Here is a 26,695-nt window from a genome sequence, read left to right as displayed (position 1 = left end):
TTTTCTACTGAAAGGTATTGCTCATTTGGAACATTGGCAGGTACATGGCCACCATGATGATGCCGACAATGAGGCCTAATACCAGGGTAAAGATGGGCTGCATGACGCTGTTAAGCGTGGCAGTTTTATATTCCACCTCCTTGAGGTACTGGTCAGACAAGCGCCCAAAGAAAACGTCCAGTTTGTTGCCTTCCTCAGCGATCTTCAGCTGCATGATCAATTTGGCGGGGTAGATCTTAAACTCACGCAGGCTTTCGTGTAAGGAGCGGCCTCTCAGAATGGCGTTTTCTACCTGCCCGAGTGACGATTCGATCGGATAGTAGCCGATCATCTTTTTGCTTAGCGTGATAGCTCTCAACAGGGGAATGCGGGCGCCCAATAGCAGGCGCATGGAATTACAAAAGCGTGCGAGGTAAATTTTTTGTACCAGATTACCAATGACCGGTAAACGAAGGACCAGCGCGGCGGCGGTTTTCCGGAACCGTTCGTGCTTACGGAAGTACCAAAGCAACCCGCCCAGGATCATAGCTGTCAGCAGGAACGGCAAAAAATATGCTTGCACCGCTTTGGACAGACCTATGATCTGCTGGGTGATCCAGGGCAGTTCCCCGCCAAACCGCAGGAAAACGTCGCCGAACATGGGCACCACGAATTTGAGCATAAAGAATACAGCGCCGAAGGAAGTGCTCATAACGATACAGGGGTAGGTCAGCGCGGATATGACCTTGCGCCTTTGCTGTATCTTGTTTTGATAGAAGTTGGCCAGGTCTTCGAGCACCTCGGTCAGTTGGGCGGTTTCTTCACCGATCTCGAGACTGAAAACCTCATAGGCGGAAAATTTTCCGCTTTGCTGCAGCGCCTGGGAGAAAGGGGCGCCCTTCAGTACTTTGTCCTGGACGCTTTGAAATAACTGTTTGTCTTTTTCGGTTTCTTGTCCGCTGGTGATCAGTTCGATACTGCTCTTCAGGTCGATACCTGCCCGGAGCAGGGAGCTCAGTTCCAGGTAAAGGGCCTCTTTTTTCTTATCGTTCAGTTCCTTGCTCCCGAAACTGATATCTTTATTCATCAGGTCATGAAAGCTGTTTCTCCTGTTTGTGGGGGAGGAAGCGGTGTTTCTTTTGCGCTCGTACCTGCTGAGATCAATGGATGGCATCGGTGCTGGGTTGAAAAAGGTTTTCGGAACTGTATAACTTATGGTAATGATACGGAATTTTTTGCTTTTGCAGGAGTACGGTCAATCGCAGATCGTCAACTTTATTATCTGGTCCGGTCAGGGTGCTGTCCGACCTGAGCTCTTCAAAGGCTGTGACCGGAACTGTACTTTGTACATAAAATGTATCAGTCAGTCCCCGGGTCCGGGTAATATAATCCGGCCGGAATTCGTAGTCGGTAACCACACTGTCGGCGTGAAAGATCAGGTGCCGGTCTTCCAGAGTGATCAGTCTCGCCTGTATAAAGTCTTTTTGGAGAAGCTTATCCAGCTGCAACACCGTCATCATGTGCTTGTTTTTGGTGTTAAAGGATTGATAAGAACGGCTGATGAGCAGGTAAGCCGAATAGGAAAATCCGATCAGGATAGCGGTAACAACCATCACCAGGATGGTTTCCATAATGGTAAAAGCGGGAAGTTTAATGAGCTTCGTTTGCATCGCTGATGATTTGCTGTAATTGCGCTAACTGCTGGTGGTTTTCGCCGAATGCGGTCAGCTCAATTTGAATAAGTCCGGTCCCCGGTCCGAACGGGCTGACCTTTTGCTCGATCTCGAACTCGTCGACCTGGATATGCTGGTTATCTTTGCTGCTTTTTTTAGCGGTTTGATATAAGAATTCCTGCAAAATGGCCTGTGCCCTGATTTTTCTGACAGAAAGGGATAAGCGGGTTACGTTGGTGTAGATCATCATCGCGATCCCGAAGACCAATACCATAATCACCATCGCGATGACCGCTTCCATCAGGCTGGAAGCGGATAACCTGCCCCGAAACTTGATTTTTATTTTAGCCATTGCAGTATGTGTTGGGTGGCGCCCGCGGAGGGGCTTAAGGGGCTGCTCAGATAATACCTGGATAAGGTGGTAAGATCGATGCGGGTATTGACCAGGTAATTCTCGTAAAGCGTGATACTGCTTGCGTAAAGAAAACGCGAGGTCATGACGCCGCCCTGAATATTTACCCCTTCCTTTAATGAAAGGCTTCCCTGGGAATATATCTGGCCGGAAACCATGGTGTTTTTGGCCAGGCGGATTATCGGTGGCAGTTTGCCGGTCTGTTTTTCATATGTAAAGATCAGTCCTTCCACATGGCTATGCTCACCCAGGCTGATTCTTCCGGGTAGGTCGGTGACGCCAGCCGTGCTCCGGAATAAGGCCAGGCAGGAGGGGTAAGTAAAATGGCAATCGCTGCCTACGCTGAGGGAGTCGGTCGCGTAAAGTTGACAATGACCATGAAACCCGCTTTTGACCTGAATGGATTTCGCCACAACGATGACATCTTGTAGGGAAACCGTACTGTCGATAGTCAGTGTAGTATCCGAATATAAGATCAGATTTCCACTAAAACTTGCGTTTTGCAGGGTGGTTAGATCATCCAGGCGGATCACCCGCGTGGACAGCCGGAAAGACCGGGTGGTTCCCCCTGAAGGCGCTGGGCGCCGGCCTGTCTCTTCAGGTTGCCGGAAAAGACGCCTGATCAGTTCCAGCCGCGGGCCGGCGAGTGGGGGCAGCTGCCGGTCACTGTCAAAGATATGCCCTTTTACCAGGTGTTCATTACCGGTGTAGGACTGGTTATCCAGATACGCGGTTTTAACACCGGCTTTCGGAAGACGCGCGTCGCCGCATATGCTTGTTTTTCCGCTGAGGGAGAGTGGCCGGTCTTCATCGATCAGGTAAACAGAAGACCATTTGCTTGAATCGATTTGATTAGCAATGCTAAAAACACGCCAAAGCGTATCCCGGTGGCTAAAGGTTTTGATGACACCGATGTCGAATATACCCCAGGGATACTTCTGAAGGATAATGGAATCTGTCGGGTTCCCGGACAGGGAAAGAGCTTGTGGTTCCCGGTAGCTGCTGTCACCATTGTTCAGCAGGATCTGAATGCCGGAATTGCAATTGTTCATCAGGCGGTCGTATTGAAAATGAAGCTGATATTGCGCACGGTAAAAATAAGCCGCGCTGATCAGCGCCGAACAAATGAGGCTTATAACCAACGCGATGATGATCACCATATATAGGGAAGACGCTTTGAGCATAGCTGAACGTTAAGCCGCCGGTTTCACCGCGGATGTTTTTTTCTTTTGGAACAAATGCAGCCGTTTCAGTATATTTCCTTTTCCCGGTGGCACGACCTTCCCTTTTTTATACCGTAGCGTTTTAACGGAGTCCGTTCCCATATGAAAAGTAACGGGGCCATCCAGCAGATCATGTTTATAATATCCTGAGGTGCTGGCTTTGCCATCCCCAGTGTACCATTGGAACGGCCCGTTTTGCTCACCCCGGACCCAGGTGACCAGACGGCTCATTTTTCCGGTCTCGTTCCATTCTTTCCAGATACCGTCCTTCAGTCCCTCCGCGAAGGTTCCCTGAGTCCGCAGATTTTTATTGAGAAAGTATTCTTCATAAACGCCGTGGAGCAGATGCCCGCTGTAACCACCCTGCGTTTGATGGATTCCGCCGCTTCCGTACCAATAATACAGTCGATCGGGATTGGCTTTTGGTGTGGCGGAAATGGCTAAGATTCCGGCGCGTACCATCCTGTCCGTATCGTTAATCCGGACCTGGCTGGTGCCATATCCGGGTATCTGCTGCGCCCGTCCTAAGGCAGAACATAAGAGTAGTAAAATGAGCGGAAGCTGTTTCATAATGCGGCCGGATTGATCTGTATGAATTTATGGTGCCCCTGATATTCGACGCTAACGGAATCACGGAGGTTCCGCAGCAGTTTGATCGCTCCCGAACGCTCACCTTCGGCGAGCATGACCGGTTTGCCGTTAACCATCATAATGGCGATCAGCTTTTTTGATCCGGGATTGCGGATAAAGCCCCGGTAGCTGATCATATCCCAGTTAATCAGGGGTTTGACAGCAGGCCGGGAGACGTTGGCACTCGAAAGTACCAGCTTTTTTACAGGTATACTGCCCGTCGTATCCCGGAGCTTGATCTGCCCGAAGGGATCCCGGTATCCGGTATGCAGGCGCGCCGTGTCGCTCGTAAGCGCGTGATCATTATAAGTCTCACGGGGCTTTGCTTGTGGAGGAGGGAGGTCGCTGTCGCCATTCAGGGCGGCAACGACGCGGTAAATGATCGACCCCCAAATGATCACGACCAACAGTCCCAGCAGATAATTTATCTTTTTATTTTTCATCCCTGCTATTGTAGTGTGAAACTCCTGAGCTCGCTGGTTTTTCCTTCATTCCCGATCGCATCAAGGGCGCTGACCTGCCAGTAGATCCGCTCGCCGCTGTTACCAAGGTTAAAGGAATAGCTGGTCGCGGTTAAGGACAAAGGAAAAGTGCTGCTATACAGGGTACTTTGGTCGTTTTTATATACATATAGTTTGTAACTCGCGGCTGAGTTTGTTTTATTCCAGGATAGCGTGACCGGTTTGCTCAGGATGGTATTGTCCTGGGGTTGGACAAGGGTAACCGTGCCGGGCGGGGTGGAGTCATAGCTCAGTTGGTTAATAACCGACCATTTAGACTGACTGGAATCGTTTTCTGCTCTGATACGCCACTGATAAACCTGGTCCCTGGGTAGCTGGAAGGAGAACTGCTGCGCCGGAGTTAACTGATCCTTGACCAGGACGCTTTCATCCGCAAAATTGTTGGTATCGATCTGCAGGTGATACCGGGTTGCCTTATACAGGCTGCCCCATTTGAAAATAACGGTGCTCTGGGTAGTCGCCGCGTTATTTGCGGGGGAGGACAGGACGGGTGTCTGGTTGGTTAGAGAGGATGCCAGGATGGTAAGGTTCCTGGGGTCGGTATATCCGGTCTGTGTGCTGCCGTTTTCCGCCCTGACCCGCCACTGGTAGGTTCCGGGATCCAGGGTCTGTAAAAATTTAGTGCTATGGATCAGGGTGTCCAGCACCAGGCTGCCAATGGAGTCAAATTTTGGGGAAACGATTTGGAGACGATAGGACAAAGCGTCTTCTACGCCATCCCACCAGAAAGTTACGCCGTAGCTCGTACTTTGATAATTATCGACAGGCGCGTTGAGCTTGACCGTCCTTTTACTGATAGATGGTTCAATAAACTCTTTGCAGGAAGACAGCGTTTCCGTAAGTAAAAGCAGAAGGAACAAGCAAGTGGATAAGTATTTAAGTTTCATTCGCCGACGAATTATTAATCGCATTCAAAAATAATATATACATAGGTAATAAGCTAACGTTAAAAATGTTACCCGCAAAGGTCATTTGCTGATCTCCAACAAGATCTCCAGAACCGGTCCTGATACAGAAGCAACGTTCTTTCGGTCTGTTCGGTAGACGACAGACCGGGGAAGGCCAATACCTTTGGCGGATTCCAATGCATACAGGAAGCGGTTCAGTGAAAAAAAATCTCCGGCAAAACGAAGCTTTTGCAGGATGGCGCGGTCCGTATGAAAGATATCCTGCTCAGCGGGTACACCGATTAACCGGACATGCTGTTTTTCCGCCAGTATGGCGATCTCGCTCAGGGTGTTACTCCGAAATAAAGCGGTATCCGACCGGTAAAGCGCCAATGCCCGTTCCAGGTTCCTCGATTTACGCTCCATATAGCCAGGCTGGTAACTCAGGTCATTGGTCGCGGCCAATTCCTGGTTCAACTGGCGGTAAAGGTGCCACTCATCCAGGGTTCTGGAGATTACCAGCTGGTAAGATATAAAAAACAAGAGCACGGCACCGGCATATACCAGGTAATCTTTTCGAAATGGCCAGTATTTCCACATATCAATATGTAATAAACAGGGTAAACACCCCGGTGTTTAATTCATTGTTATAATCATAACTCTCCAATTGCACATCTTTGACCCATTTGCGGCTTTTGATCCGGGCAAGCCATTCATTAACCGGTATGATCTGGGGACATATGCCTTTGACCACCATACGGCGGTCGGCAAAGTCGAGTGTGTGTTTGTCTTTGCTTTTTCGCTCATCAATGGGGTTGACAGCTACTTCCTGCCAGGTGATCTCTGGTGGCAACAGCGAGGCGATCTCATCTATCCGCACGCTTTTCCGGCCGCCTTCATCCCAGCCCAACTCGCGGAGCAGGTGTTCTTTTTTATTGATCTTGGTGACCATGCGCTGCCGCTGGTTGTTGTTTTGCGCGCTGCTGCTCACTTGACCCGAAAGGGTATCGTTAGTCTGTTGCAGCCAGGAAAAAGCCAGGAAATTACAAAGCAGTACAATAAAGAAAATCAGCAGGACAATAAAGGCCTTAACCCGGATCTTTTTCATTTCCACGGCCTGGTTAAAAGCGGTCTCCAGAACAGGGACCATCGCTCTGGTAGGATGGAGCCGCGTAGCCATTACCAATTGGAAAGCCGAAGCGTACGGTATGATCAGCCTTTGGTCGATGGGTTCGTTCTCTACCTTGAGGGGAAAAGCTGCGGGGGCAAGATCCGGCTCCTGGTACCGGACACCGGTCCAGTTCAGGGATACATCCCGCGAGATGGTATGCCCATTGAAAACTACTTCTTCATTATAAATGTTCAACTGCGGGAGGATATGCTGAACCGGAAATGGGCCCAGGCTGAGCATCAGTACACGGAAGCCTTGTTTGGCCAGTAAACTCAGCCACTCGTCCGCCTCAGAACGCCGGATGATCGCGGCGAACGAACTGTCCGTGGAACGGAAATGCTGTACATAAAAATCGGTCAGCTCGGCCCGTGGCAGGAGCGCCGCGAACTCCTCCGGGCCGATATCATCCACAGCTGGAATTTGTTTGTACAAAACCCCTTTTCCGCAAAGATTCAGCGCTACCGGAAGTGTGGCATCAAATCGTTTTCCAAGATCTTCTACCTTACTGACCGCCGTGATCTTTTTCTCCAGATGGAGCTTGTTGTTTTTGATCAGGACCTGGCAGCCGTCCAGTTGCAACTGCCCTTCGCGACCGATGGTGATATTGATCCCGGTAGACTGGGTGATGCTATAATAACTTTCCAACAACGGCATGTTTAACGGATTATAGTGGACTTGATAAACAGTACGGTATATATTTTAGCGTTGGTCTTACTGCGGCTGCTAAACAGCCATTTCAGTACCGGTATCCGGGACAGTATGGGGATGCCCGAAGCACTTTCGTTCGCTTCTGTACGTTCCAGCCCTCCGAGTACGATCGTATCGTCGCTATGTACCCGCAGGCTGGTTTCGAATTTATTGTTGGACTGTGGTGGTGGTGAGCCGTCGGTTGGGATAGCGGTAAACTCGGAATTGTTTACGGTGATTCCCAGCGTAACCTGGTCATTCCCGGATACAATGGGCCTGATATTCACGGACAAGTCTGCGTTCACTTCCTGGTATACATTGGTAAAGATGGTCTGCGCGCTGGTGGTGAACGGAACGAGGTTCTGGGTGGTGTTTTTATAGTAACGCTTATTACCCATATTGAGTTTTGCAGAATGGCCGTTCAGGGTAGCCATTTTTGGGGTTGAGCGGATTTCTATATTGTTTTTAGCCTCCAATGCACTCAGTGTCAGGTAAAAGTTGGGGGTGACATGGCCCAGGTTGACGGAAGTAAACTTACTCATGCTACTTAAAAAATCATTAAGCGGTTTGGATCCGAAGGTGTAATTCAGGCCGGACAGGACCGTGCCGCCCGTTTTAACACTGTCGGAGACGCCCGCGGAGATCCCGGTCGATACCGTACGTGTTTTGTGCACATCAACCATGATCACTTCAATGAGCACAACCGGTACCAGTTCATCCAGTTGCTTGATAAATGCCTCGACCTCATTGATCTGGGCGGCCGAACCGGATAACATGATGGTATTCTGGTCACGGAATTCCTTGATTTCCATACCCCGCTTCCAGTCAGCCGGGATCATGGATACAACCGTGTCGATCGTTCGGTTTTGCAGCCGTACGGCTTTAAACGTACGCAAGCCCTCCAGTTTGCGGTCGCCGATCAGGTAAACGCCTTTTTCGGTATGGAAGGTGTACTCTGTACTCTTAAACAGCAGATCGAGAAAAATATCGTAGTTCACATCGCTGACATGCATGGTGATCACTCCTTTGATGTCGGAATACAGCGAATAGCTTTTCCCCGTCTCCTGTGAGGCCTGTTTGACCAGGTCAAGGATTGGCGCGTTGATGGCATCGACTGAAATCAGCTTTTGACCATTCTGTGAACGGACAAAAAGACCATTGGCTCCAGGCTGAGCCTGAGGGCCGGGGGGGCGGAAAGTCTTCCGGATATCGGTATGGTGATCGCCGTTGACATAAAGTTCCTCATTATCGCCTAAAGGCTGAAACAGATAGAAGTTATCGGTGGTACGGACCATTTTGATCTCGTTGCCGTAAGCCAGTTTTTCCAGGGCGACCTCAAAGGGGGCGTCCCGGATAAATGCGGTAACCCGTTTGTTTTGCAGCGCGCCCGGGACGATGATATTTTTACCTGATACTTCGGTGATTTTTCGTGCGACAGCGGGTAAGCTGTCTCCTTCGAGCTCCAGGGAAAGCAGGTCACCGGCAGCCGCGTAACTTGCCTTGATCTCCTTCGGCTTGACTTGCTGTACCGGGTTTCGATAAGGGGTGATGTAAATGATCGAGCCTACGATCCCGATATCCAGATTGTATTTTTGCGCGAGCAACAGCAGGACGTTCTCAGCGGTAACACCGTTGAACGTATCATTGACCAGGAAATTTAACGAGGGATCGACACTAATACTGAGGTCATTAGCCCGGGACAGGGCGCCGATGTACTGTTGAATGGAGACACCGGTCACCATGAGCTGGATCTTTTGATTCAGACCCGGTACCAATCCGGCGGCATTGTCCAGTTTTGATTGCAATGCCTGCATGCGGTCCCCCTGCTGCGTTTGAGCCCATAGCGCCTGAGTGTTAAGGCTCAATAACAATATCCATAAGGTCCGGGTAAATATTTTGTGCATAGAGGGAGTTAATAGTTAAACAACAACGGGTAAATTTCTTCCAGGGAGGTGTCGCCCTGGCTGAAAATATGAAATGCGTTTTCAGCCAGCGTTTGTATGCCTCTTTCATTAAGCAGGTCCGCGATCTGCGAATGTCCTGCTTTGATCCGCTGTGCCAACTCCAGGTCAACAGGGATAACTTCATAAACGGCCTTCCGGCCTTTGTAACCGGTATGGTAGCAGCGTTCACAGCCTCCGGCCACATAATGCCGGTTAACTTCGTAATACGGCTTGAATTGGCCGGGGTAAAGCTTATGGCTAAAGTCCTGCTGTATCTTGCAATGTGGACACAGCAAGCGGATCAATCTTTGCGCCGCCGCTGTATTGAGCGTGTCGGCAACCTGGAATGCCGGAATACCCATGTCGACGAGGCGCGAAACGATACCCCAGGCGGAATTGGTATGGATGGTCGATAAAACGAGGTGGCCGGTTAGCGCCGCACGGATAGCCATACCGGCGGTTTCCGGGTCCCTGATCTCACCAACCATGATCACATCCGGATCCTGCCGCAGAAATGTCCGGAGCGCGGCTGCGAAGGTCAGGCCTATAGACTCACGCAACTGCACCTGGTTGACCCCTTCCAGTGTATATTCGACGGGATCTTCTATCGTGAGGATATTCCGGGTCTCTTTGTTCAATAATTTAAGGGTGGCATACAAGGTTGTTGTCTTACCCGAACCGGTCGGACCACTGATCAGCAGCAAGCCATTCGGTCTTTTAGCGCCTTGCAGGTAATTGGCCAGGTCGGTCCCGGAAAAACCCAGGCTGTCCAGTTCGATGCCTGTAGCGTCGTTGTTCAGTAGCCTTAAGACCACTTTTTCCCCGTAAAGCGTCGGCAGGACCGATACCCGTATATCAAACTGGTATTGCTGGTAGCTGAAGTTGATCCTCCCGTCCTGGGGAAGTCTTTTTTCGGCGATATCAAGTTCCGCTTTGATCTTGATCTTGTTGATCAGGGCCGGGTAGTCGTCTTTTTTCAGGAGGTGACGTTCCACCATATTACCATCGATACGGATCCTGACACGGCATTTTTTTTCATAGCGCTCAATGTGGATGTCGCTGCTTTTTAGGTTTTTGGCTTCCCGGATCAGCTGAATCAGAAAGTCCTCCGCGTTCTGGTTAACCGACACCTGGACCGCGGCGCCAGCCCCTTGTAGATAGTACTGGGAAAGTAGCCTGCTTACCACCTCCGGTGTGACCGGAAACAAGCGGATCTCCAGCCCGGTAACAATCTCCAATTCCGCTTGAAGAGCATTCTTGTCCGCTTGTTCATCGCAATAAAGCTCCAAAAGACGGGCGTCCGCCAGTTTGGGCAATACGCGATAATGCCAGGCCTGCTCGCCGGAAAGCATGTGCAGATGGGCGGTCTGCAGCACAATTGCCTCTGCTAATTTTGCATCCATGGCGTATAAAATTGCAGTAGCCAGTTATCATTAGTAATACCCTGATGAAAGAACCACCAGTCGCTGGATAAAAAAAGCATGAGGAATAGCGCCAGTAGCCCGGCCAGGGGTATTTTCTTGTTTTTGTTTATCGTCGACCAAACCGCCTGGATTAACGCGGTACAGACCAGGCTGGTCAAGAAAAAGAAGTGAAAGTTCAATATGGACAGGCTGCAGGCCGGTACTAAAAAAAACAATATATCTCCGCTGCCGATGTACTGTTTGGTAATATTGACGAGGCGACGTGATTTGACTAATATATACAGGTTAAGAAGTAACAAAATAATGAGCAGCAGGCCGACATTGCTCAGGAACTGCGGCCAGACATCCGCGAAAGTCTCGCCAGATACCCATCGCAACAGAACGATCCCGCCGAATAAGAATGGAAAAATAATCCAGGAGACCGCGCGGTACCGGAGATCATGTACCCACACGAGGCCCAATAATAACAACACCAGAATTTGTAGGTAAAACTGCACCTTAGTCCTTTGTAACTTCTTTCAATATTTTGTTCTCGTCGATTTCCCAGACGTCGAAGACGCCGTTCCCATTAAAATCAACCACCGAGGTGGCACGTGCTTTAAATTCAGTATTGCTCGCGCTGGTGATCTCGATCCGGTAATTGGCACGGGCACCTTTACTATCGGTAACCAGTTTTTCCTGAACAAATCCCAACTCGTCCAAATCAGTCGTATATCTGGAGTATTCGTAGAAATAACTTTTTTCCAGTGTCTGCAGGTGTTCCAATTGGAGTTTGGCCTCGGTCGATTTCGCCCGGGTCACCACGGTCAACAGGTAAGGTAATGCCAAAAACGCCAGTATGCCGATGATAATAAGCACGACCAGAATCTCTGAAAGGGTGTAGGCTTTTAAACGTTTGTTTAATTTAGGTTTAAGGTACTTCACAAATTTATCCCAATTGACTTAATGTCCACTAAGATAAGTAATAATATAATATATTCAATACAAAAATATTTATTACAAACAATAATTCCGATTGTTTGTATGGGGCGGAGCTTTATGAACCTGAAAAACCTGGTTGGTGGCGAAACGAAACAGTTGATATATATTTCCACTCGATGCTCCTGCAAACAGATTGTCACCACCGGTACTAGGCGATACAACTGTTGTTAATCAGCTAAGAGTTATTTAACGCTTATCATGTAACTACTATTCCCAATTTTAACTATATGTTATTTTTGCCTGCATATAATACAGCATATAGCAGACTCGGCTATATCATTATTATTAGTAGTAATTCTTTTGCCAAATATGGGCCAGCACCTATTGCATCGTTCCCTGCCAGTGACAGGATTGTATTTACCAATTTTGGATCATTTGCTAATGCGCCAGTCAGTATCGCACAATTAGTAAAAGCGACATCTGATAAGTTTTTGATCCTAACGACTTCTACGTTATTCAAACGGGGACCCAAAGCTATGATTTGGTTAATGCTACCGATGCCAGGCCTGGATGAGCCTTTATTAGTACCGACAGATTGTATAATGACTAAGGCTCTGCCCTATAAATGGGATAACCACAGTGATATATACAACAGCTCAGGCACACTTCACTCCCGGAAACAGGTCGATTGTTATAGGACAGCCCAGGCGTGTCTGAGTTGCTCACGATGGTGAAATGCTATTTTATTTCCTCGATAAAATCACGATAACTTTGCTGAATCACCCGGTACAGGTTAAACTTTACAAGTGTGTAATATCAAAATTGTTTTTGCAATGCAGAACTAAGCCTCCTTTAGATTTGCAGACTCTTAGTAGTTAAACGAATAAAATTTTATGTGTTACTTTCATATACATTCATTGCCAATCAAAAAAGTGAATGAAAAGAACTGAAAATAATAATATTAAATATAATTATATTTACTGTTAATAATAAACCCTAACCTAATTAATCATGAAATTATTCAAACCTCCCCTGTTTTATTTAAGACTATTTACGCACTTGCAGCATGCTTAATTAAGCATGTCTTGGCGTGATAATGTCAATCTTTTGCAATAGCATATAACTTAAAACCAATAACCAAACCAATCACTAATCACTTAAATTATGGAAAGTCCATTTATCGGCACTATTTCATTATTCGCCGGCAATTTCGCACCGCGCGGCTGGGCACTTTGTGACGGCCAGCTTTTATCTATCTCAACTAATCAGGCGCTTTTCTCTCTAGTGGGCACCGCTTATGGTGGCGACGGGGTCAGAACCTTTGCTTTACCTGATCTGCGCGGGCGTGCACCCATACACCAGGGTCAGGGCCGCGGCTTATCCCCCAGGAATTGGGGCGAAAGCGCGGGGGAGGAGAACGTGACCTTGCTGATTGGCCAAATGCCCGCGCACAACCATGCGCTTAACGCAAGTACAAACACAGGGGATAAGCCCTCACCCACAATTAATGTAATGGCTGTATCGTCAGATCCTGATGTTGGTGGTGCCCCATTAAATTTTGTATCCGGAGCAAGTGTAAACACCGCAATGGCTCCTAACGCAATTGGCCCTGCCGGTGGAACCCAGCCGCATGATAATATGCAACCCTATCTGGCGGTAACTTTTATCATCGCGCTGGAGGGAATATACCCAGCCCGTAATTAACAGAATACAATACGTCACAGTAAACTGATGAAAATAGGTATTGTATCCAATTCAGCGACACTGTATATGCCCCTGCTTCCGCCCTTATCCAATTATAAGGCGAAAGCAGGGCTTATGCTTTACGTAGGTAGTTCTGCAGCGCCCGAGAACAGCGCGCCAGAAACTATCCGGTATTGCAATGCCGCCGGTATTGGTCTTACGTTTGAGCACAATAAAGCCGATCTTTATGACTGGCTGCAGCAGCACGATATCGTTTTCTTTTCGGGCTACGGTCATTTCGTTAAAGCACAATACCTGGAACAACTACCTCTTGGGGCCTATAATATTCATTTTGGTGTCCTGCCGCAGTTTCGCGGACCTTCGCCGGTTTTCTGGCAATTGCGTAAGGGCGGCCATGAAATAGGGCTCGCTATTCATGTACTTACAGACCAACTGGACGGTGGCCCGGTTATCTGGCGGCAAAACATCCCAAATCAACCACATTATAATTACGATAACATTTACCAGCTGTTTGGTCAGTTACAGGTACAAGGTGTACTGGCCATACTGAATGGAATTAACAGCGGCAACAAGTTACCGCTTACCGAACAGAATAAAAGCCTGGCCGTGTATTATCCGCGGCCCGAGCTAAAAGATGTTTTCATCAACTGGCAAGAGATGGATGCAGCAGAAGTTATGGATATCATTAAGGCCTGCAGCCCCTGGAATATAGGGGCCATTTCGCTTATTAACGGCCAGGAACTGAAAATAATGGATGCCTCCATCGGTTTAATCAATCATTACTCCTATCCGTCGGGGACTATCATTGTTAACAAACGCACGTTTGCTGTTATGTGCAAAGGTGAGCGACTGTTAAATATTAATTTTTTTAAAATGGGTAATAACTATGTACCGGCCAGATTTGCCGGCGCCTATGGTTTTAAAAGCGGGCAAAGCTTTGTAAGCAACACGCCTAATTTAGCTCCAACAACAGCAAAAACAAACCCAAACCTAACATAAAATTATTTAAGACCGGTGATCACAAGGCATCGGCCCTACCAAACAACCTTATTAAAATGAAAAAACATCTACTCGTTTTTTGTATAACCCTTTTAAGTACCATAACCAGTTTGCGGACTTCGGCCCAAAGCGTAACTTTCGACTGGTCGTGTTTTCCTACTTCGGGCACCATACTGGCTGATAACAATGGGATTGCCAATCTTAACCTGAGCACGGGTAATTGCAGCGTGGCTAATGGCTGGGTACTACAATGCCAGGGCACCGGCGAACAGCGCATCCTTTCTTCGGCCCTGGGCGGTAACCCGTATATTCGGATGCAAAAGGTGGGTACCGATGCGACATTTAACTTTGCCCGTTTCCTGACCGCATCCGGGTCTTTATTTACCTTGAGGAGTATATCAGTTACACCAACCTCGGTAGGTGCCGCCGCCGGGGGCGCCCAGGTAATTACGCTTCACGCTTACAAGGGCGGCCGGGAACAGGGATCCACATCAACAGCGTCCCTCGGTACAATAACGCTGGTTAATATTCCGGAGTCGCAATTGGGAGCCTTTGTTAATATTGATGAAGTAAGGCTAACGTCTGATAAAAGTGCCGCATTTGGTGTAGGTGTTGATGATATAGTTATTGTGCAAGGCGCGGTTATACCAACAGTAGCTACGGGCGCCCCGGCTGCTATTACCGCCAGCTCGGCCACATTAACAGGGAACGTATCATCTGACGGAGGAACTTTGGTGACCGAAAAGGGCGTAGTTTATGCTACTACAGCCAATCCTACCACAGCTAATAGTAAAATAACCAATGGTGCAGGTACAGGAGCCATTTCAGTAAATGCCGCGGGGCTTGCAGGCAGTACCACCTATCACGTGCGCGCTTATGCTACCAATGGCATTGGTACAGCTTATGGTGCTGATAAAACCTTTACTACCCTTGCAGCAAATCAGGCCCCGGTATTGACCGCATCTGCAGGCACCACTATATTTTCAGGTCCGAACGCTGTTGTTGATCCGGGTATTACCCTGAGTGATGATGGTAGTACATTAGCTTCTGCTGTAATATCAGTTACCGGTGGTTTCCAGGCAGCAGAAGACCGCCTTACATTTATAGCCAATGGATCCACAGGTGATATTAACGGCTCTTATAATCCGCTCACCGGGGTACTCTCCTTGCAATCATCAAGTGGTACGGCTACCATTGCACAGTGGCAGGCCGCGTTGCATTCAACAGTTTACAGGAATGTGCTGTCGTCCCCAACCGTAAACACCAGAACCATCAGCTTTTTGGTAAGTGATGGTGCTTTGAACAGCAATGCAGTTACTAAAGCTGTAAGCATTGCCCTGCCCGCAGCCGTGGTTGATAACTATAGCTATCAATCAGGCACAGCTTTAACTATTCCGGCTCCCGGCGTTTTAGGTAACGATACGAGTCCCGGTGGAAGTCCTCTGAGCGCCATATTGGTAACCGGCCCGGCTAACGGCACGTTGGTTTTAAATCCAAACGGCGGTTTTACCTATACTTCAAACGGCGCAACTAGCGATCAGTTCACTTACAAGGTTAACAACGGAGATCTTGATGGCAACACGATTACGGTAACGCTTACGCGTGCCAACTCCTCCCCAGTAGCCGTTAACGACACGTATACAGTAACCGCAAATACACCATTTAGCGGGAACGTGTTTAACAACGACTCGGATCCCGATGGAGATCAACTATTGATCACAGCGAATACTTCGCCTGCGCATGGTACACTGGTTTTAAATCCAAATGGCAGTTTTACCTATACACCTAATATAGGCACTACAGGCGACGATACTTTTAATTATCAGGTATGTGATAACGGAATCCCTTCTTTCTGTTCTTCGGCAACGGTGGTTTTCCATGTATTGGCGCCGGCTAATACCGCCCCGGTAGTAATTGCAACTGCGGGCACCACTTTATTTTCAGGTACGGATGCTTTTATTGATCCCGGAATTACGGTGACTGATGATGGCAGCACTTTAGCTTCTGGTGTAGTATCCATTAGCGGTGGTTTTCACTCTCCAGAGGACCAGTTGGCATTGATACCTGATGCGTCCACGGGTGATATTGTCGGCTTTTATAACGGGGGCAGTGGTTTTCTCGCCCTGGGAACGCCAAGTGGTACTGCCACTGTTGCACAGTGGCAGGCCGCGATGCGCCGAATTGTTTACAGGAATGCGCAGGGAGTCCCAACTGTAAACACCAGAACCATCAGCTTTTTGGTAAGTGATGGTCATTCGAACAGCAAAGCGGTCACTAAAACGGTAAGCATTGTCCTGCCATCCATCAGTGCTGGCGGCACATTGCCAGCACTCAACACCACATACGGCACGGCATCGGCCTCTGGTACCTTCAACGTATCGGGCACGAACCTTACCGCCGGTATATTGGTTACCGCTCCAACCGGCTTTGAGGTGAGTATCGATAACGTAACCTTTACCCATACGGTTACTATCGGCTCGGGAGGTAATATTGCTTCAACACTGGTGCAGGTCAGATTGGCGGCCGGCAATAACGCGGGCACTTACTCAGGTTTTGTAGCGCTGAGCAGTGCTGGTGCAGGCGGTATAAATGTACCAACAGTTGCCAGCACGGTTAGTCCTAAAAAACTGACCATCACCGCCAAGAACGTAACCAAAACTTATGGGCAAACGCTTACCGGGGGAGCAATAACTACAGAATTTACCGCTTCCGGATTGGTTGGTACAGAAACCGTTGGCAATGTTACCCTTGTTTACGGAACAGGCGCTGCCGCGAATGCCGCGGTTACTACCTACACCGGCATGGTAACAGTTAGCGCCGCCAACGGCGGCACATTTAACCCGGCCAACTATGCTATTAATTATATAGCCGGTAACATCGTAGTAAATAAAGCAGCACTCACCGTTACCGCCAACAATAAAGGCAAAGCATTTGGAACGGCCCTTGCCAGCGGCACTGGCTCTGTTGATTTTACATCAACCGGTTTGGCTAATGCAGAAACCATAGGCAGCGTGACCATTACCTACGGCGCGGGTGCTGCGGCCAATGCTGTTGCGGGAACATACCCCGGATCTATAGTGCCAAGCGCAGCTACGGGTGGCACATTTAAAACATCGAACTATAATATCATCTATAAAGCCGGTACACTCTCTGTTGGGCAGGCTATTTTAACAATAACGGTTAATAATGCAACCAAAACTTACGGAGCGGCAATTCCTGCATTGAGCGTGAGCTACAGCGGCTTTACCGGTGGCGATAATGCATCAAGTTTAACCGTACAGCCTACTATCAGTGTTGCTGCTGTGCCAAATTCGCCGGTTGGTATTTATGCTATTACTGCAAGCGGTGCGGTATCATCAAACTATACCATTGTTTATCAGCCGGGAACGTTGAATGTAACACCGGCTGCTTTAACGGTTAAAGCCAACAACCGGAATAAAATATACGGACAAAACCTAACCGGCGGCGCAGGTTCTACTGCGTTTACATCGACCGGGTTAGTGGGTGCCGAAACGATAGGCAGTGTTACCATCACTTACGGAACGGGTGCGGCAGTGGGCGCGCCGGTAAATACTTATACAGGCTCCATTGTGCCGGGTTTTGCCACGGGCGGTACTTTTAACGCGACGAATTATAATATCACCTATGCTGCCGGGGACATTACAGTGGGCAAAGCTCCGATCATTGTAACCGCTGATGTGCAAAATAAAATTTATGGCGACGTTGATCCTACTTTAACCTATGCCGTCACTACCGGGGCATTGGTAGGCACGGATACCTTTACCGGGGTGCTTACCCGTGCCCCGGGCGAAAATGCGGGTACCTACGCTATTTCGCGAGGCACCCTGGCGCTCAATAACAATTATACGCTGACTTATGCAGGTGCCAGCTTCACCATTAATAAAGCAGCCATTACGCTAACTGCCGATCCACAAACCAAATCTTACGGTTCTGTCGATCCGGCCTTAACCTTCATGATCACCAACGGAGTGTTAAAATTTGCGGATACCTTTACCGGCGCACTTAGCCGCGCCCCGGGCGAAAACGCGGGCACCTATGCTATTCAGCGGGGTACCCTGGCACTCAGCAGCAATTATACGCTGACGTATGTTGGTGCTAACTTAACCATTGGTAAAGCTGATATCACGGTAACGGCCGATATGCAAAGCAAAGCTTTTGGTGCTGCTGATCCGCCACTGACGTTTAAGATCACCAGCGGAGGGTTAAAATTTGCAGATACCTTTACCGGTGCGCTTACCCGTGTTGCGGGCGAAAGTACAGGTACTTACGCTATTCAGCAAGGCAGCCTGGCCCTCAGCAGTAATTATAACCTCATTTATGTAGGCGCTAACTTCAGCATCGGCAAAACGACTATTACCGTAACCGCTGATGTGCAAACCAAGACTTATGGCGATGTTGATCCGGTATTTACCTATAAGATCACCAGCGGCGTACTGACTCCTGGAGATAAATTTACCGGCACGCTTACCCGTGTAGCCGGTGAAAACGCAGGTACCTATGCTATACAGCAAGGTAGCCTGACGCTCGGCAGCAATTATACACTGAATTTTGTTGGCGCAAACCTAACCATTGGTAAAGCTGCTATCACCGTAACTGCGGATGCACAAACCAAGGCTTACGGTGGAGCTGATCCGGTATTGACCTATAAGGTTACCAGCGGAGCATTAAAATTTGCGGATACCTTTACCGGCGCACTTAGCCGGGCACCCGGTGAAAATGCGGGAACCTATGCTATTCAACAAGGCACCCTGGCACTCAGCAGCAATTATACGCTGACGTATGTAGGGGCCAACCTGACGATCGGTAAAATAACTATCACCGTTACCGCCGATGTACAAAATAAAATTTACGGCGCAACCGACCCGGTACTGACTTATAAAATTACCAGTGGGGCATTGGTAGGCAAAGATAATTTTACGGGCATATTAACCCGTGCAGCTGGTGAAAATGCCGGTATTTACGCTATTCAAAAGGGTACACTGGCGCCTGGGGGCAACTACACGCTCACCTATGTTGGTGCTGATCTGACCATTGACAAAGCGGCGGTCACCGTTACCGCCGATGCGCAAAATAAGGTTTATGGCACTGCCGATCCGGTACTAACCTATAAGATCACGAGCGGAACGTTAAAATTTGCAGATACATTTACAGGTTCACTTACCCGTGCCGCCGGCGAAAATGTAGGCTCTTATGTCATCCAACAAGGAACGCTGGCCCTAAGTAACAACTATACGCTGACCTATGCGGGCGCTAAGCTCAGTATTGACAAGGCTGGCATCACCGTGACCGCCAATTCGCAAAACAAGATTTATGGTGCAGCCGATCCGGCGCTGACTTATACAATCACAACCGGAACATTGGTAGGGACAGATAAATTTACAGGAGCGTTAACTCGTGCAGCCGGAGAAAACGTAGGAATTTATGCCATACAGCAAGGCACACTTGTGCTCAACAGTAACTATACGTTGACCTATATTGGTGCAAACCTAACTATCGGCAAAGCTGCCATTACGGTAACTGCAGATGCACAAGCCAAAGTTTACGGTGTGGCGGATCCTGTATTGACCTACAAGATTACAACCGGCGCATTAGTTGGTACGGATAAATTTACAGGAATACTTACCCGCGTTGCCGGGGAGAACGTAGGAAGCTATGCCATCCATCAAGGTAGCCTGGCACTCAACAGTAACTATACGCTGACCTACATAGACGCTAATCTCAGCATTGGCAAAGCAGCTATCACGGTAACAGCCAAAGCACAAACCAAGGTTTACGGTGCTTCCGATCCGGCCTTAACATATACTATCACCACTGGCGCATTGGTAGGTACCGATAAATTTACTGGCGCACTAACTCGTACAGGTGGTGAAAATGTAGGTACGTACCCTATTCAGCAGGGTACTCTGGTGCTTAACAGCAACTATGCATTAACTTATGTTGGCGCTAACCTGACCGTTACGCAAAGAACGTTAACTATTACGGCTAATAACGCCAACAAAATTTACGGCTCGGCAAATCCTGTCCTTAGTGTTAGCTATAATGGTTTTGTAAATGGTGATAACAGCAATAATTTAACCACCAAGCCGGTTATCGCCACGACGGCAACGCAGGCGTCGGCAGCGGGAACTTACCCTATAACAGCAAGCGGGGCAGCCATTGCTAATTATAAAATTGTTTATGCCGATGGGACACTAACCATTAATAAAGCTACGCTGACGATTACGGTTGAAGATAAGAGTCGATTGTACGGTGTAGCAAATCCCGTGTTCACCGAAGTTTACAGCGGTTTTGTCAATGGCGATACTCAAGCTGTTTTAACCAAACAACCAGTGCTGGCCACCGTAGCTAATTCTACTTCGTTACCGGGTTTATATCCTATTACCGTAAGTGGTGCCATATCTGCTAACTATATGTTTAATTACGTACCCGGCAAGCTAACGGTTATAGCGCTTAGCAACGCTAAGCTTATCAATCTGGTGCCAACGTCAGGTACGTTAACACCTTCATTTAATTCGGATAATTTCAGCTATAACGCACAGGTAGATAATGAAATACAGGGAGTGCGCCTTACGCTTACTTTTGATCCAACCGCTACGGCAACTATCAACGGATCTTCAGCATCGAATGACCGGCAATCATTCTTCATTCCGCTTAATGTTGGTAATAACACCATCAGTATCATAGTAACCGCTCAGGATCATATTACTAAAAATACCTATACACTGTTTATTTACAGGGGCGAGGATCAAAGGAGTATTATAGCCAGCAATATACTTACCCCGAATGGCGACGGCAAAAATGATACCTGGGTGATAGCCGATATTCAGCTTTTCCCGAATAACACGGTTACGGTTTTTGACAAGGCAGGACGCACTGTTTACAGCAAGCATGGTTATACCAACGATTGGAACGGAACCTATGGCGGTGCACCGCTCACAGAAGGAACGTACTATTATATTGTTGACCTGGGTCCGCAAAAGCGTCAGTTCAAAGGATTTATTACCATTATTCACGACAGGTAAAACAGACAGAATCAGAGAAACAGGAAAAACCGCAGATCAAAAGAAATTATAAATAAAATGAAAAACCCTCAACAACATCATAGTATAAGTTTTAAAAAGTCTTTGTTGTTAATGACGCTGCTTATGTGCTTTTCAATGTACAGCAGGGCGCAGTTAAACCCTTTTCAATCTATGTATTTCCAGAACAGGTATCTCATCAATCCTGCTATGGCGGGCTTGGATCAGGGGCTGAACATTAATTTAGGCTACCGCCAGCAATGGAGCTCGTTCCCGGGTTCGCCAAAGTCCCAAACGCTTACAGGCGATTTCCAGGCGACAGACCGCGTTGGTTTGGGTTTGAATATCACCGACGATCAATCAGGTTTGCTTCGGCAAACCCGTGCCATGGGTACCTATGCTTATCACCTGCCACTCGGCGAGAGAAATCAAAAACTGAATTTTGGTCTTTCATTTGGTGTTAACGATGGGCGTATTGATCTTGATAAAATTGTAGGGGATGAAACGGATGAGCAGATAGCCCGATACAACCAGGCAAAGCCCTATGTGGATGGTGATTTTGGCGTAGCTTATACCAGTGATAATTTATTTTTAGAAGGAGCCCTTCCTAACTTAAAAGCAACCTTTTTCAGGAATTCTATTGAACGCATAGATATAGACAGGGTTGAGTTTTCTGCTGCTGCCAGTTATAAGATATACGTAAGTAATGGCTACACCGATCTGCTGATTGAACCGCTTACCGCTTATCGTAAAATTAAAGGAGCTAAGGATATTGTTGATGCCGGTTTTAACTTCACTATGAGCAATTACTTTGTATCGTTACAGGCTATATATCATAGTAATCAAAGTACAGGCCTTGGTTTGGTGTTTGAGCAAAAAGCATTAGCTTTTAACTTTACCTATAACCTCGAAACCGGGAAATTAAATGGCTATACCGCCGGCGCGTTGGAGCTGGGCTTAAAGCTGAAACTGTTCCGTAGGTGAAGTGATTAAAAAGGAGCATCTTCATCAATCATCCTCCCTTTAACCAGCCAAACGCCTCAAAGTATATATAAAAGAGTTCAAGAAGTTTCCCCTACGGCTACTTAAGGAAACAAACGATGTCGTTTTGTTTCCTTTTTTTATGTCCATAATATCTGGAAAACAATTGGTTATATCCAAATCTAATTTAGTTGAACCGGTGCCGTTATGTGCAGATTATATAATAAAGATTGGCATCGTCACAGGCGACAAAAATGTCATCTTCAAAAGCTGAACAAATAATGTCGATGCACCTTTATTACCGAAAGCATTAAAGCAATGTTGCTGTATACCCGTAAACTGATCGAAACCATATAAGGCCTTACTGGAGCATTACCAGATCAGGTGTGCGGCAGGGCAGCTGGAAATAAACAGGCCAATGGGTGCATTCGTTGACCAGTTTTTTGTTAAGGAAGGGGATACACTGTATTGTTGTGCTTTGCTATTTCGCGGATGAGCGGAATTCAGTTTGTTTTTCATAATTAATATTTCAAATATTAAGTCGGGGAGATAATAAACATTTACAGTTACAGCTGCGACAGCGATCGTTCGTCAGGAGGCAGACGTAAGACTGATCGGGAATGTGCTAATAGTTGGTCTTTAATTTTCAAAAGCGATACGCATAAATGAATTAATTCTAATCGTAATAAATCGTTTTATATGAGTAATATTTGATCATATATTGAAAAGATGAGATATTGGATATTAATCTTCATTTATTATTCATAATCGAAATTTACCTTTAAGAAAATAATACTTACAACTGTTAACTGTATTTTAGTTATCTGACATTTTTTTGATAAAATCTTAATTTAATAGCTATTTATGATTCTAAATAAAAAGAAACTTTAGTATTAACCATATCTACAACTTATTGCCTTCCTTATGATATACGTTCTTAGATCAATTCATTGAAACCGCTAAACATAACAATAACGTTGGTTTTAGCTGTTAGCTTCAACCATTTTAGAGGGCGGGCAGATAATATACCTTATCAATAGTTTACTATTTATCTTAATGCTGATATCCGTCATAAAGATAATATGTTTCAAAGTACAACAGAGTTAGTTCCTGCTTCGCGTGAGGAAATAAAAATTACCTATCAGTTGAGTGGTAGATGAATTTATTTGCAGGTGCAAATATCCTATTAGAAACATCTAAAGAGCCAGTCAAAAGTGTTTCAATCCTGATCGTTCGTTTTTAAATTAATCGGAAAGAGTATTAAGTGATTTCAGCACACTACTACTGTGCTGTGATATTCAAAATACTTACTTAAATACCAGTCTGTTTAATTAATAATAAGTGTACTATTAACACTTAATTAGATCATTAATAAATAATATAAATTCAATTTCTACAACATGAAAAAACAATTATCTAACCGCCAACGATTTAAAATAAATTGCGGAATTAAAGGCCTCTTGATGGTCGTAATTACAGGCTCGCTGCTATGTTTAGACAGCTGTAAAAAGGACGGCAGATCCGACGGGGTAAGTCCTCAGCCAGTTAGCAAGACTTCCGTGCTCTCAGCATTTTGTAATGTGGCCAACCCAATTGCGTCCGCACTGCGGACGCAATTGGGAAAGTGCGATAAAACTGTCGGTAGCGGTCCAGTTGTCTTATCGATAAACTGCTGCCAAGTGCAATTGTTTAGAAATAGTTTTTAATAGCTGTGAGCCATAATCGGCGCGATCTTTTTCTTGCTGCTCTTCTACAAAAATTCGCTGTCCGATACGCCAGTACATCCGTACACGTTCGGTATCTACAGCGCGGATTGCTATATCCCTTGAATTTAGAATGATGGTTTTAATGTCTGTTATGATGGATTGATTAATTTTCATGACTTTCTAAGGTTAAAGAGGGTAACTTAATGGCAAGTTTTTGCTTTAATGCGCTAAAGGATCAAATAAAGGCAATAAAGACTATGGCAGAAGCTTCCTTAAATGAAACATTTAAAAAAAACCAAGTCATAGTGAAGGAGAAACAGGAGGAGCTGACGAAGATTCAGGAAAAATTATACTCAGTCGAAGATAAATGGATCAGTAACCAGATTAACCGTGAAACTTATAATCGTTGGTATTCAACTTACACATCGGAGATTTTAGATCTAAATGCCGCTATTGAAAGATATAGTAAGGATGCCAAAAGTGGATTTAAACTGTTATCACAGTATTTAAGCTCCTTAACAGATATGAAATATGTTTATAATCAATCAAATACGATTGAAAAGCGTGAGTTCATATCAATGGTGTTCGACAGCAACTTGTACTATGAAAATGGCGTCTATCGAACACCTACAATGATGAATTGCTTGTCGCATAACTACTTGAAAATGAATGAAAAGGGTCTCCTTGAAATTAAAGGAAAAAGGGATCTCCAATCGGAAATCCCTTCGGGTGGAGCCGGAGGGATTCGAACCCTCGTCCAAACATGGTATAAGGTAAGCTTTCTACATGCTTAGCTTCTGTTTAATTGTAGGGAAGGGGAAGGTCAGTCGCTTACCTGTACCGTCTTCCTTAGGTGCTTTATCTCGCCTGCTTTGCACACCATTAAGCTGGCCAGTTCCGTTTTTCGATGCCCCTATTGCCGATTCAACAGAACGGAAAACCGGCGGGACAAAAGCTGGTTAATTCTAAATTAAGCAGCTAAGGCGTAGTTATTTTCGCCATTTGTAAGTTTGAGCGTTCAGATTTAAGCGCTAATTCACCCAACGCGCTGCATGCTTACTTACTTATCTCCATCCTGTCAATTCCGGTCGACCCCATTTTTATTAGAGTTGCATTTGCCGGTGGGCAGTTTGCAGTTAAGGGTACAAATATACAGAAAATACTTTGCAGTTAAGTAACGCTTTTACCCAACAAGGTGTTTTACAAAAGGTGTTTTACTCATCACATAAACTAAAAGCCATGACAATAAAAAACATGACACAGCTATAACAGGAATACTTAACATGGGTGTAAAAATGGCGTAGTTAACATCTGCCAAATCAAAAAGCGTTAATATCAACGCATGACTGAAATAAATCCCCAGCGTAAATTTTCCGGTATTTTGCGCTATTTTATTCAATGCCGGATTTAACTTGACTACAGTATACCTTGCGATCAAAAACGCGCTTGCCGAGAGCAGGATGATGAACGGGCTTATCGGTTCATAAAAAAAAGTGCTTAGCTCATGATTCTTTAGCAGCAGGTAATGGGTGCCTGCAATAATGATCAGCGCTGTTACAACAAATATCGCAGCTGCGATATAAACCATGCCGCGGATACGGAATTTTTTGTAAGCCAAATAGTACCCCAACACCAGGTATCCCATGTAACCGGTAAAGTTATGAAGGTCGATAGCTGTATCGAAGCTGCTTAAGTATGGCTTGCTTAACAATACCGTTAAAAGCCAGATCCCGAGAAAATATAACAATTCTTTTTCCGATGCCTGCCTTACAAACTTACCAATGATGGGGATAAATAAGTATAAACCTATCAATAAGTATACATACCACAGATGGTAATAGGCGCCTGTTTGAAACTGGAGTAAGATCAGTTTGGTGTTGGCCCAGATGCTGTTTGTAAAAGTAAATTCCTCATTATAACACCTGTAAAGTATATAAACCGTACTCCAGAAAAGAAAAGGCGGTATAAGCCTGCCAAGTCGTTTCTTCAAAAAATCACCCAGTTCATAATCCCGGTGAAGTAGCAAAGCGCCGGTTATCATCACAAAAACCGGCACAGCAAAACGTACTAAAGCATTATAGATATCGGCCACCAACCAATCCTGTATGGAGCTTCCTTTGTGATAAAAAAGCAGGGGTGAAGCTGTGTGTAATACCACCACAGCAAACATGGCTATCAATCGTAAGTTATTTATCCAGGTTATGTTTTGCGGCGTGTCCTGAGCGCTCTCCTGGTTAAATATCATTTTTTAGAACTGCAATAGCTGGTTTAGGCTTTGAGCACATTATCCTTTATAAATTCGGGTAAATATAAAAACAGTAATTATAAAACGAAGGGTTACTAAGTGAGATTAGTCTTTCTTTACCAAACTCCGTTGTTTGCCGCCCCACGCACTTAGCTGTTTCAGGATGGGGCCAAGTTCAAGCGCCATCTCGGTGAGTTCATATTCTACCCTTGGTGGCACCTCTGCAAAAACGGTTCGTTTCACCAGTCCGTCTTCTTCCAGGGCCCGCAGTTGCAGGGTTAGCATGCGTTCTGATATATAAGAAAACTCTTTTTTGATCTCGTTAAACCTTCGTTTTTTAGTGCACAACTTATCCAGTATCAATAATTTCCACCGGCCCCCAAGCTTATGAACGGCGTAGGTTAAATCACAATCAATTACACATACTTCATTGCGGGTATAGGTTGAGGTTTGCTTTCTTCCTGCCATTAGTTACTTTTTTGTTAGTACCGTACAATTAATTACTTACCATGCAAATTTAAGGTTACCCATTAATTTTGGCAAAGAATT

Annotated in this window: 21 protein-coding genes and 1 other RNA gene; 4 read left to right on the top strand and 18 right to left on the bottom strand. The window is 46.4% G+C overall.

Annotated features, from left to right (window positions below):
* Nucleotides 1-4: 4 nt before the first annotated feature.
* The 13 genes from AB6735_RS20165 to AB6735_RS20105 form a co-directional block, all read right to left on the bottom strand.
* Nucleotides 5-1,066: a type II secretion system F family protein gene (locus AB6735_RS20165; RefSeq protein ID WP_370997849.1), complete on the bottom strand. Its 1,062-nt coding sequence runs from the start codon at nucleotides 1,064-1,066 to the stop codon at nucleotides 5-7.
* Between the two features lie 73 nt (nucleotides 1,067-1,139).
* The gene (locus tag AB6735_RS20160) at nucleotides 1,140-1,649 is read right to left on the bottom strand and encodes a hypothetical protein (RefSeq protein WP_370997848.1); all 510 of its coding nucleotides are present in this window, start codon (nucleotides 1,647-1,649) and stop codon (nucleotides 1,140-1,142) included.
* Nucleotides 1,630-2,004, bottom strand: a complete 375-nt coding sequence (locus tag AB6735_RS20155; protein WP_370997847.1) for a hypothetical protein — start codon at nucleotides 2,002-2,004, stop codon at nucleotides 1,630-1,632. The genes AB6735_RS20160 and AB6735_RS20155 overlap by 20 nt, the downstream gene beginning before the upstream one ends.
* Nucleotides 1,992-3,224 (bottom strand): hypothetical protein, encoded by a 1,233-nt coding sequence (locus AB6735_RS20150; RefSeq protein ID WP_370997846.1) that lies wholly within the window; start codon nucleotides 3,222-3,224, stop codon nucleotides 1,992-1,994. The genes AB6735_RS20155 and AB6735_RS20150 overlap by 13 nt, the downstream gene beginning before the upstream one ends.
* Before the next feature lie 33 nt (nucleotides 3,225-3,257).
* Entirely contained in the window at nucleotides 3,258-3,857 is a 600-nt protein-coding gene (locus AB6735_RS20145; protein ID WP_370997844.1) for a toxin-antitoxin system YwqK family antitoxin, read from the bottom strand.
* Nucleotides 3,854-4,360 carry a hypothetical protein gene (locus tag AB6735_RS20140; protein WP_370997842.1) on the bottom strand — a complete coding sequence of 169 codons (507 nt, stop codon included), beginning with the start codon at nucleotides 4,358-4,360 and terminating at the stop codon, nucleotides 3,854-3,856. Before AB6735_RS20140 ends, AB6735_RS20145 begins: the two co-directional genes overlap by 4 nt.
* A 5-nt stretch (nucleotides 4,361-4,365) precedes the next feature.
* The gene (locus AB6735_RS20135; RefSeq protein ID WP_370997841.1) at nucleotides 4,366-5,325 is read right to left on the bottom strand and encodes a hypothetical protein; all 960 of its coding nucleotides are present in this window, start codon (nucleotides 5,323-5,325) and stop codon (nucleotides 4,366-4,368) included.
* Between the two features lie 81 nt (nucleotides 5,326-5,406).
* The gene (locus tag AB6735_RS20130) at nucleotides 5,407-5,925 is read right to left on the bottom strand and encodes a hypothetical protein (protein ID WP_370997840.1); all 519 of its coding nucleotides are present in this window, start codon (nucleotides 5,923-5,925) and stop codon (nucleotides 5,407-5,409) included.
* A gap of 1 nt (nucleotide 5,926) precedes the next feature.
* Nucleotides 5,927-7,150, bottom strand: coding sequence for a hypothetical protein (locus AB6735_RS20125; protein ID WP_370997838.1), 1,224 nt, complete (start codon nucleotides 7,148-7,150; stop codon nucleotides 5,927-5,929).
* Nucleotides 7,151-7,152: 2 nt separating this feature from the next.
* On the bottom strand, nucleotides 7,153-9,087 hold the full coding sequence (locus AB6735_RS20120; RefSeq protein ID WP_370997836.1) for a type II secretion system protein GspD: 1,935 nt from the start codon (nucleotides 9,085-9,087) through the stop codon (nucleotides 7,153-7,155).
* Between the two features lie 8 nt (nucleotides 9,088-9,095).
* A complete protein-coding gene (locus AB6735_RS20115) occupies nucleotides 9,096-10,364 on the bottom strand; it encodes a GspE/PulE family protein (protein WP_370997834.1) in 1,269 nt (422 codons plus the stop codon).
* A gap of 149 nt (nucleotides 10,365-10,513) precedes the next feature.
* Nucleotides 10,514-11,047 carry a hypothetical protein gene (locus AB6735_RS20110; RefSeq protein WP_370997832.1) on the bottom strand — a complete coding sequence of 178 codons (534 nt, stop codon included), beginning with the start codon at nucleotides 11,045-11,047 and terminating at the stop codon, nucleotides 10,514-10,516.
* A 1-nt stretch (nucleotide 11,048) separates the two neighbouring features.
* Nucleotides 11,049-11,474, bottom strand: coding sequence for a prepilin-type N-terminal cleavage/methylation domain-containing protein (locus tag AB6735_RS20105; RefSeq protein WP_370997831.1), 426 nt, complete (start codon nucleotides 11,472-11,474; stop codon nucleotides 11,049-11,051).
* A gap of 1,161 nt (nucleotides 11,475-12,635) precedes the next feature.
* Between AB6735_RS20105 and AB6735_RS20100 the strand changes: the two genes are divergently transcribed.
* The 4 genes from AB6735_RS20100 to AB6735_RS20085 are packed head-to-tail and all read left to right on the top strand — an operon-like array spanning nucleotide 12,636 to nucleotide 22,198.
* The gene (locus AB6735_RS20100) at nucleotides 12,636-13,175 is read left to right on the top strand and encodes a phage tail protein (protein ID WP_370997829.1); all 540 of its coding nucleotides are present in this window, start codon (nucleotides 12,636-12,638) and stop codon (nucleotides 13,173-13,175) included.
* 27 nt (nucleotides 13,176-13,202) lie between these two features.
* Nucleotides 13,203-14,174: a methionyl-tRNA formyltransferase gene (locus AB6735_RS20095; protein WP_370997827.1), complete on the top strand. Its 972-nt coding sequence runs from the start codon at nucleotides 13,203-13,205 to the stop codon at nucleotides 14,172-14,174.
* Nucleotides 14,175-14,230: 56 nt separating this feature from the next.
* A complete protein-coding gene (locus AB6735_RS20090) occupies nucleotides 14,231-21,217 on the top strand; it encodes an MBG domain-containing protein (protein ID WP_370997825.1) in 6,987 nt (2,328 codons plus the stop codon).
* A 57-nt stretch (nucleotides 21,218-21,274) separates the two neighbouring features.
* The gene (locus tag AB6735_RS20085; RefSeq protein WP_370997824.1) at nucleotides 21,275-22,198 is read left to right on the top strand and encodes a PorP/SprF family type IX secretion system membrane protein; all 924 of its coding nucleotides are present in this window, start codon (nucleotides 21,275-21,277) and stop codon (nucleotides 22,196-22,198) included.
* Nucleotides 22,199-22,567: 369 nt separating this feature from the next.
* Here the strand turns inward: AB6735_RS20085 and AB6735_RS20080 are convergent, their stop codons facing one another.
* The 5 genes from AB6735_RS20080 to AB6735_RS20060 all read right to left on the bottom strand — a co-directional run bounded on the left by AB6735_RS20080 (nucleotide 22,568) and on the right by AB6735_RS20060 (nucleotide 26,614).
* Nucleotides 22,568-22,714 (bottom strand): hypothetical protein, encoded by a 147-nt coding sequence (locus tag AB6735_RS20080; protein ID WP_370997823.1) that lies wholly within the window; start codon nucleotides 22,712-22,714, stop codon nucleotides 22,568-22,570.
* Nucleotides 22,715-23,853: 1,139 nt separating this feature from the next.
* Nucleotides 23,854-24,075, bottom strand: a complete 222-nt coding sequence (locus AB6735_RS20075) for a DUF1016 N-terminal domain-containing protein (RefSeq protein ID WP_370997822.1) — start codon at nucleotides 24,073-24,075, stop codon at nucleotides 23,854-23,856.
* Between the two features lie 553 nt (nucleotides 24,076-24,628).
* Nucleotides 24,629-24,997: a transfer-messenger RNA gene (gene ssrA / locus AB6735_RS20070) on the bottom strand.
* Between the two features lie 87 nt (nucleotides 24,998-25,084).
* Complete coding sequence (locus AB6735_RS20065; RefSeq protein WP_370997820.1) at nucleotides 25,085-26,146, bottom strand: acyltransferase; 1,062 nt, start codon at nucleotides 26,144-26,146, stop codon at nucleotides 25,085-25,087.
* 105 nt (nucleotides 26,147-26,251) lie between these two features.
* The gene (locus tag AB6735_RS20060; protein ID WP_370997818.1) at nucleotides 26,252-26,614 is read right to left on the bottom strand and encodes a winged helix-turn-helix transcriptional regulator; all 363 of its coding nucleotides are present in this window, start codon (nucleotides 26,612-26,614) and stop codon (nucleotides 26,252-26,254) included.
* Between the last annotated feature and the right edge of the window lie 81 nt (nucleotides 26,615-26,695).

Source organism: Mucilaginibacter sp. RCC_168 (assembly GCF_041355315.1).
Lineage (GTDB): Bacteria > Bacteroidota > Bacteroidia > Sphingobacteriales > Sphingobacteriaceae > Mucilaginibacter.
The sequence above is the reverse complement of the archived record's forward strand: the minus strand, read 5'-3'. Positions and strand labels throughout refer to the sequence as shown.

Coding starts and splice junctions, on each gene's coding strand:
- AB6735_RS20130 (WP_370997840.1), bottom strand. CDS start 5,925: ATGTGGAAATACTGGCCATTTCGAAAAGATTACCTGGTATATGCCGGT.
- AB6735_RS20100 (WP_370997829.1), top strand. CDS start 12,636: ATGGAAAGTCCATTTATCGGCACTATTTCATTATTCGCCGGCAATTTC.
- AB6735_RS20060 (WP_370997818.1), bottom strand. CDS start 26,614: ATGGCAGGAAGAAAGCAAACCTCAACCTATACCCGCAATGAAGTATGT.
- AB6735_RS20085 (WP_370997824.1), top strand. CDS start 21,275: ATGAAAAACCCTCAACAACATCATAGTATAAGTTTTAAAAAGTCTTTG.
- AB6735_RS20150 (WP_370997846.1), bottom strand. CDS start 3,224: ATGGTGATCATCATCGCGTTGGTTATAAGCCTCATTTGTTCGGCGCTG.
- AB6735_RS20090 (WP_370997825.1), top strand. CDS start 14,231: ATGAAAAAACATCTACTCGTTTTTTGTATAACCCTTTTAAGTACCATA.
- AB6735_RS20155 (WP_370997847.1), bottom strand. CDS start 2,004: ATGGCTAAAATAAAAATCAAGTTTCGGGGCAGGTTATCCGCTTCCAGC.
- AB6735_RS20160 (WP_370997848.1), bottom strand. CDS start 1,649: ATGCAAACGAAGCTCATTAAACTTCCCGCTTTTACCATTATGGAAACC.
- AB6735_RS20145 (WP_370997844.1), bottom strand. CDS start 3,857: ATGAAACAGCTTCCGCTCATTTTACTACTCTTATGTTCTGCCTTAGGA.
- AB6735_RS20095 (WP_370997827.1), top strand. CDS start 13,203: ATGAAAATAGGTATTGTATCCAATTCAGCGACACTGTATATGCCCCTG.
- AB6735_RS20140 (WP_370997842.1), bottom strand. CDS start 4,360: ATGAAAAATAAAAAGATAAATTATCTGCTGGGACTGTTGGTCGTGATC.
- AB6735_RS20065 (WP_370997820.1), bottom strand. CDS start 26,146: ATGATATTTAACCAGGAGAGCGCTCAGGACACGCCGCAAAACATAACC.
- AB6735_RS20080 (WP_370997823.1), bottom strand. CDS start 22,714: ATGAAAAACAAACTGAATTCCGCTCATCCGCGAAATAGCAAAGCACAA.
- AB6735_RS20135 (WP_370997841.1), bottom strand. CDS start 5,325: ATGAAACTTAAATACTTATCCACTTGCTTGTTCCTTCTGCTTTTACTT.
- AB6735_RS20120 (WP_370997836.1), bottom strand. CDS start 9,087: ATGCACAAAATATTTACCCGGACCTTATGGATATTGTTATTGAGCCTT.
- AB6735_RS20075 (WP_370997822.1), bottom strand. CDS start 24,075: ATGAAAATTAATCAATCCATCATAACAGACATTAAAACCATCATTCTA.
- AB6735_RS20165 (WP_370997849.1), bottom strand. CDS start 1,066: ATGAATAAAGATATCAGTTTCGGGAGCAAGGAACTGAACGATAAGAAA.
- AB6735_RS20125 (WP_370997838.1), bottom strand. CDS start 7,150: ATGCCGTTGTTGGAAAGTTATTATAGCATCACCCAGTCTACCGGGATC.